5 protein-coding genes are annotated in these 4,063 nt (G+C 67.2%); 3 read left to right on the forward strand and 2 right to left on the reverse strand.

The window, feature by feature from the left end:
* Positions 1 to 180 precede the first annotated feature (180 nt).
* Positions 181 to 738 (reverse strand): helix-turn-helix domain-containing protein, encoded by a 558-nt coding sequence (locus DKL51_RS16175; RefSeq protein WP_109945132.1) that lies wholly within the window; start codon positions 736 to 738, stop codon positions 181 to 183.
* 38 nt (positions 739 to 776) lie between these two features.
* Between DKL51_RS16175 and DKL51_RS16180 the strand changes: the two genes are divergently transcribed.
* Entirely contained in the window at positions 777 to 1,301 is a 525-nt protein-coding gene (locus tag DKL51_RS16180) for a GNAT family N-acetyltransferase (protein WP_109945133.1), read from the forward strand.
* Positions 1,302 to 1,559: 258 nt separating this feature from the next.
* Here the strand turns inward: DKL51_RS16180 and DKL51_RS16185 are convergent, their stop codons facing one another.
* Positions 1,560 to 2,012 carry an NADAR family protein gene (locus DKL51_RS16185; protein ID WP_165823129.1) on the reverse strand — a complete coding sequence of 151 codons (453 nt, stop codon included), beginning with the start codon at positions 2,010 to 2,012 and terminating at the stop codon, positions 1,560 to 1,562.
* 128 nt (positions 2,013 to 2,140) lie between these two features.
* On the opposite strand from DKL51_RS16185, the gene DKL51_RS16190 reads away from it, so the two are divergent.
* Together DKL51_RS16190 and DKL51_RS34965 are read left to right on the forward strand one after the other, a co-directional pair.
* Positions 2,141 to 3,307, forward strand: a complete 1,167-nt coding sequence (locus DKL51_RS16190) for an NAD(P)/FAD-dependent oxidoreductase (protein WP_185734819.1) — start codon at positions 2,141 to 2,143, stop codon at positions 3,305 to 3,307.
* 324 nt (positions 3,308 to 3,631) lie between these two features.
* Positions 3,632 to 3,778 carry a hypothetical protein gene (locus tag DKL51_RS34965; RefSeq protein WP_165823130.1) on the forward strand — a complete coding sequence of 49 codons (147 nt, stop codon included), beginning with the start codon at positions 3,632 to 3,634 and terminating at the stop codon, positions 3,776 to 3,778.
* Positions 3,779 to 4,063: the final 285 nt, after the last annotated feature.

The following is a 4,063-nucleotide window of genomic DNA, read 5'->3' on the forward strand; positions in this document are numbered from 1 at the left end:
CCTCCTCACGACCGGCGGGCGCACGGTCTGCCGCAAGACCTCGAAGGCCCGAAGAGTGGAGTGCTGACCCGCCAGCCGCTACCGGAGCCATCCTGCACCAGCAGGCTGACGGAACCCATTAGAAGAGTGCACCTAATTTTCTTGATCGCATCGAATGCGCATTGTGGGCGGGACTGCAACCTAGCGACGCCGGCTGAGCACCACCAGATAACGGCAGGGCCGGTCGGTGGAGTTCCAGTATGTCCCGGGCGTCGGCGCGCCGAGTTCGAGGCAGTCGCCGGAACTCAAGTCGTGCTCGACTTCGCCTTCACGGAAGCGCAGACTGCCCTCCAGCACCCAAATCTGGTGATTTGCCAGCGCGAATGATTCGGCCGGATAAGAGACTTCCGCGCCAGCCGGCAGTTCGACTTCGACCAACTGGACCGAGCCGCCGGCCGGCGACACTGAGCGGCGCCGGTAACCGGTCGTCGGATCAACCCAGACAGGCTGATCCGCGATCCGTGCCAGCCGCGGAGTCTCACCCTCGGTGCGGGCGAACAGCTCGGAGAGGGTGAGGCCGAGCGCCGCAGTGAGGCGGCCCAGGAGCACGGCGGTCGGCTGCACATCGCCGCGCTCGATCTTCGCGATCATTGCCCGGGAGACGCCGGAGCGCTCGGCGAGAGCGTTGACCGACAGGTCCCGGTCGATTCGGGCGGTGCGCAGGGTGGCCGCGATGTTCGCGGTCAGGGGGTCCGGCATGGTGTCACTATAGTAAACACGTCGTCTACTATACCAGCATGATGCTGACGATCCGTGACGCAGGCCAGGACGATGCCACCGCCTGCGCGGCCATCTACCGGCCGTACGTGCTGAACACCGCCATCACCTTTGAAACCGAGCCACCAACTGTGTCCGAGATGTCCCGACGCATCGAGGCGGCCGTCCGCTCGTACGCCTGGCTGGTGGCCGAGACCAACGACCAAATCATCGGGTACGCGTATGCCGGGCCGTTCGCCGCCCGTCCGGCATATCGCTGGTCCTGCGAAGTCAGCGTCTACCTCGAGACCGGGCGTCGCCGCACCGGTGCTGGCCGCGCGTTGTACCAGGCTCTGCTGCCTCGGCTGATCGAACGCGGCTACCGCATCGCGGTGGCAAAGATGACCCTGCCCAACGACGCCAGCATGGGATTGCACGCAGCACTGGGATTCCGGCCGGTCGGCGTGCACCGACGAATTGGGTGGAAGAACGGCGCATGGCACGACGTTGCCATCGCTCAACTCGACCTGATCACCGATAACTCGCCGCCCACCGAACAGAACTAGATTTGCGCCTCGCAAATCGTGCACCGGTGCCCAGGGCAGGCCGCAGGCGGAATGTAGGAGGAGAGCCGCCTGCTGACTTGCCGAAGGACGCCCGACGGCTGTGGGGCAGGCGGACTCACATCGGCAGTTCCGGATACGGGCCACGCAGACCGCTGGCGCGGACGGTGACGAGCCGACCAATGGCCATCGCGCCTTGACACCGGCAAATGCGGACGCCGCCGGCTCGTCAGTGGCCAGCACGTGGGCGTGCGCACCCGGCTACGGGAGGAAGCCAGCTCGTTGAGCCACGATCTCTGACCGGACAAGCTCGAGAAGTCGACCGAGCCAGTTCCGGCCTTTCGTGCCGCCGCTCCAGTACGCCGAGCTGATGCTGTAGTCGATGCGGGCATCACCGGTCGCGACGAGCACGTCTCCGAGTTCTGGATGTTGGTTGAACTTGGCGCGCAGGATCGTGTGCATCACGGTGAGACGAAGGTGGAGCCAGTCCTGCCTGATCGGCGCGCGTCCGACGGCGCGTTCGACGCCGAGGGCAGTCGTGGCGCGGTGGATCCCCACCCGAGCGGTCTCGTCGGTTGTCGCGAGCGCCCAGTAGGCGTGCACCGCGCTGGCGTACGTGTCGCCGCCTATGACGATCGTGGTCGGGTACTCATTACGCAGGCACTCGATGCCCGGCTCCGTGGGCCACTTCCCAGGAATCGACGCAAGTTTCACCGTGGGGTCCTGTGCCTGGTCCGGGCCATCGGCTGGGCGGTTGTCGTGCCAGTCTCTAACCGATCGCTCGAGGCTGCGGCTCGAGCAGCGGTCACGGCGTGCCCCGTGGCCGCCCTTCGGCAGAAATGATGGCCGGGCCCGACCGGGTGGTGATCGTCGGTGAGTCCGTAGCCGGGATCACGGCCGCGCGCGAACTGCGAACTCGCGGGTACACAGGCAGACTCGTCGTCCTCGGTAACGATCCCCACGGCTCCTACGCGCGCCCCGCACTGTCGAAGAGCGTCCTCAAGGACCTCACCGTCGACATCTCGGCGCCGGTCGCCTACGACGACCTGGACCTGAACGTGGTCAGGCGGGCTGCGACGCACCTCGACCTCGCCGAGCGAAAGGTCAGCACAGAAGACGGCGACGCACACCCCTTCGACGCGGCGATCATCGCGACCGGTGCCACACCTCGACGACTCGCTGAGCCGTCACAGCGAGGAGAGCTGGTCCTGCGGACACTCGACGACGCTCAAGCCCTGCATCGTCGTCTCGACGAAGCCACCTCGACCATCGTCATCGGTGCCGGCTTCCTGGGGATGGAGGTGCCGAGCGCATGTGCATCGAAAGGAGTTGACGTCACCGTTGTCGACGTAGTGCCGCCCCTGAGAAGGCTTTTCGGCCCGTTCCTGTCCTGGCACGTCGCCCGATTGGCCACCGCTCACGGCGTTCGGTACGTCAAGGCGAGCGGATCTGTCAGGCTCCTCGGGCAACCGGTGGCCGGGATCATTCTCGACGGTGGCGCCACGCTCACCGCCGATGTCGTCGTCAGCTGCGTAGGTGACGTGCCGGCCGCAGCATGGCTCGGGGGCACCGGAATCGCTGATCAGTTGGGCGTGCCGGTCGACAGCAGGTGCGCCACGCCGATCCCGGGCGTGTTCGCCGCCGGCGACGTGACGTACCTCCGGTCAGGCGGGTACCTTCCAAACCCAACGACCACGGTAGCGCGGCGCAGGCCGTTCTGGTGCAACGCGGTCGCCCAAGGCAAAGTAGTCGCGGCGTCGGTTCTCGGCGAGCCAGCCGACACGGTGCCGTTCGATGACTATTTTTGGACCGAGCTGTTCGGTGTCCACGTGAAGGTAGCGGGACCGCTCTTGCTGGACGGCGACCCCGGCCAAGTCGACGGCTCCATTGAGGACGGAGACGCGCTGCTGCGGTGGGACCATCCGGATGGCCGAGTCACAGCTGTGGCGTTCGGGCGACGCATCGCCGTGAGTCGACTCCGAGCGCTTGCCTCGTCAACGGCCGATTGAGCGGCTGGGCCGCTGGGAAACAATCAAAGCCGCAACCTGCGTTTTCGCTGGTCACGGCCTACGACCAGCCGATGAAGATGGGCTTTGGCAGTTCACATGTCGCCGGAACATGCCAGCTTCGTCGCGGCGTCTTGGCTGCTGTGGTCGCTGGTGCTGGGCCGCAAGCCGCACCGGCTTGCGGGCCCCGTCGCCTTGCTGCTGCTTTCGCGGCGATGATGCCGGCGTCCGCACTCGCAGCCGTGCTCTCATTCGCTTCCGACGACGCTCTACGAGGTCCAGGGTCTGGCACTCCGAGGCGGGGGCCAGCAACGTTCCAGCCCGGTGATGTGGATCCCGGTGGACGTGGTCGTCCTGGCCGTCGGGACGGCCGTGTTCCTGCGGTGGCTGCGCCGACTGGAGCGGGCGATGCCCTCGGGTCCGGACGTTGAGCCGCAGGACCGGGTGGTTCCGTTGGAGGAGATCAAGCCATGACGGAGTCGGGACTGGCATGGCCTTGGACCTGTCACCCTCGCGTCGCCGGCGGTCGAACCCATCGGCGTGGCCGGTAAGCCGCATCACGAGCTTCCCCGCAGCTGCGGCGGTGGTCATGCCCGACGCCGGCGCAAGGCCCACCAGAGCCCGCCGACTGCGGCGGCGGCCGCGGCGATCACGAGGAGCCACATCCACGCCGGCGTCCCCGCGTCCTGCTCATCCTCGGCGGGGGCGGGGGTTGCGGCGGAGGACACGTCGGTGGCCGGCGCGGAGGCGCTCGGGGTG

This window comes from Micromonospora globispora, assembly GCF_003857015.1.
Taxonomy (GTDB): Bacteria; Actinomycetota; Actinomycetes; order Mycobacteriales; family Micromonosporaceae; genus Micromonospora; species Micromonospora globispora.

Excerpts from the sequence above, each read along its gene's own strand:
- DKL51_RS34965 (WP_165823130.1), top strand. The coding sequence starts at position 3,632 with ATGTGGATCCCGGTGGACGTGGTCGTCCTGGCCGTCGGGACGGCCGTG.
- DKL51_RS16175 (WP_109945132.1), bottom strand. The coding sequence starts at position 738 with ATGCCGGACCCCCTGACCGCGAACATCGCGGCCACCCTGCGCACCGCC.
- DKL51_RS16190 (WP_185734819.1), top strand. The coding sequence starts at position 2,141 with ATGGCCGGGCCCGACCGGGTGGTGATCGTCGGTGAGTCCGTAGCCGGG.
- DKL51_RS16180 (WP_109945133.1), top strand. The coding sequence starts at position 777 with ATGATGCTGACGATCCGTGACGCAGGCCAGGACGATGCCACCGCCTGC.